Source organism: uncultured Clostridium sp. (assembly GCF_934754915.1).
Taxonomy (GTDB): Bacteria; Bacillota; Clostridia; order Clostridiales; family Clostridiaceae; genus Clostridium.
Genome location: NZ_CAKVKB010000316.1, coordinates 1 through 1,955, shown reverse-complemented (window position 1 = coordinate 1,955; position 1,955 = coordinate 1). Strand labels below are relative to the sequence as shown.

The 1,955-nt window shown below is 26.6% G+C and carries 2 protein-coding genes; both read left to right on the top strand.

Annotated features, from left to right (window positions below; translation table 11 throughout):
- The first annotated feature begins 72 nt into the window (after nucleotides 1-72).
- On the top strand, nucleotides 73-651 hold the full coding sequence (locus Q0F58_RS19270) for a hypothetical protein (RefSeq protein ID WP_294379686.1): 579 nt from the start codon (nucleotides 73-75) through the stop codon (nucleotides 649-651).
- Nucleotides 652-660: 9 nt separating this feature from the next.
- Nucleotides 661-1,938 carry an SLC13 family permease gene (locus tag Q0F58_RS19265; RefSeq protein WP_294379684.1) on the top strand — a complete coding sequence of 426 codons (1,278 nt, stop codon included), beginning with the start codon at nucleotides 661-663 and terminating at the stop codon, nucleotides 1,936-1,938.
- Nucleotides 1,939-1,955 lie beyond the last annotated feature (17 nt).

Below are 1,955 nucleotides of genomic sequence, written 5' to 3'. Positions count from 1 at the left end.
ATAATGCACCATATGAAGTTTCTGTTCTAGCATGTTTATTAAATAGGTTAGAAAGATTAATTTCAAAATAAAATGAATATAAAAGATACTTTAGATGAAATAGGCATTTTAGAGACAAATATACAAATAGAAAAGTATATGGATGATAAGTCTTTGCTAGATAGTGTGTCGTCTGAAATGCCTATTCCAACAAAAATTGAAACAAAGGAAATAATAAACAATGCTATAGAAAAAATACTGGAGCTTAATAAAAAGAATATATTTATGCTTTCTAATGAAATAGCATTGATAGAAAAATTTCTACTTCATAAAGATAAGATACAAAATATTATTGTATGCTTATCCAGAAACTTGTCTGATGAACAGTTAAGTAATATCAAAAGTAATGTACCAAAGAATAGTAATGTTACATTTATACACGAACTTGAGTATCCAAACATAATAAAACCAAGAGATTCTATACTTCTTGTATTAGGATATTTAAATGGTAACAATTCTATAGTTACAAATAATACTTATAGAATGATAGAGTTATACAAAAGCTTTTTAGGTAAAAAAGTGTTTGTAAGTTGCATTAGTGATAATGTGAAGCTTAGACAAAAAAACTTTATAAGTATAAATAGTAAGAACTATTTTGACATAATAATATAGGAGAAATTTATGCTAAGAAAAAAGTTTAAAGGTGATGTTCCCGGATACTTACTTATGGCATCCATATTTATAATTTCTACTATAATTGCATTACTTTCAAAAATATCAATAACAACAATAATGAAGGATTATCAATTTAGTGTACTTATAATATTAATAGTAATGGATTTATTTACAAATCTAATATCTAGTACGGGAGTAATTGAAAAAATTTCATTAAAAATTTCAGTTATATCAAAAGGTCAACAAAAGAAGTGCTTAATTTTATTTGGATTGCTTATATTCTTTGTATCGGCATTTTTAAATAATATAACAGCAGTTCTAATAGTATTACCTATAATATTTGTATTATTAAAAGCAATAGGAATAGATCAAAAATATTTAAATGTATTTTTTGCAACTTTTCTAGCTTTATCAAATACTGGAGGGGCTTCATCACCAATTGGGGATTTTCCAGCAATAGTAATAATGGATAGTGGAATAACAACTTTTTCTGATTATTTATTTAGAGCATTTCCATTTTTCTTTATAATATCTGTTGCACTGATATTTTGGTGGCAATTATTTGTAAAGGAAAATAACAAAAATGATAAGAAAAGAAACTTGTCAATAGATTTACTCAAAAGCAAATATAAAAATATAGAAGTAAATAAAAAAGTATTAACAGGATTAATGATAATATTTGTCTTAATGTTTATAAGTTGGAGTCTTGTTTCACAAGATGTTATACCACCAGAAGTGACGGCACTTTTAGGATGTGTGGTAGGAATAGTATATGCAGTGACGTGTGGAGTTGAAGTAAAACCACTAATAGACTTTAAACCGGTACTTACAATAGCCTCATTTTTATTTTTAGCAAATGTAATAGCACATACGGGAATATTAGCAACATTAGCAAATAGTTTGCAAACTCACATTTCAGATCCAAAAATATTGTTAATAGCAATTAAGTTTATGACATCATTGATGTCTGGAGTATTTGGAGCAGGTCCAGCTGCATCTGCCATGATGCCTATAATAATATATTTGTGTGAAACAACATTTAAAACACAAGCAGATTGGATTGCAATAGCATATGCTTCAGCAATATGTGCAGGAAGTTCATTATTTATGTGGTCTGCAACAGCAGGATTTATCCTATCTAAAAATGTTAATGAAGCCAATCTGGTAGATTCAAAAAGACAAAAAATGACTTGGAATATATCAAATTATATGAAATATGGAGTACAAAATTATTTAATACAAATATCTTTATCGATAGGGTTAATATACATAGTAATTATGTAATATAATTAGCATTAAAT

Bases quoted from the DNA above. Each gene is read 5' to 3' on its own strand.
- Q0F58_RS19265 (WP_294379684.1), top strand. From the start codon at position 661: ATGCTAAGAAAAAAGTTTAAAGGTGATGTTCCCGGATACTTACTTATG.
- Q0F58_RS19270 (WP_294379686.1), top strand. From the start codon at position 73: ATGAATATAAAAGATACTTTAGATGAAATAGGCATTTTAGAGACAAAT.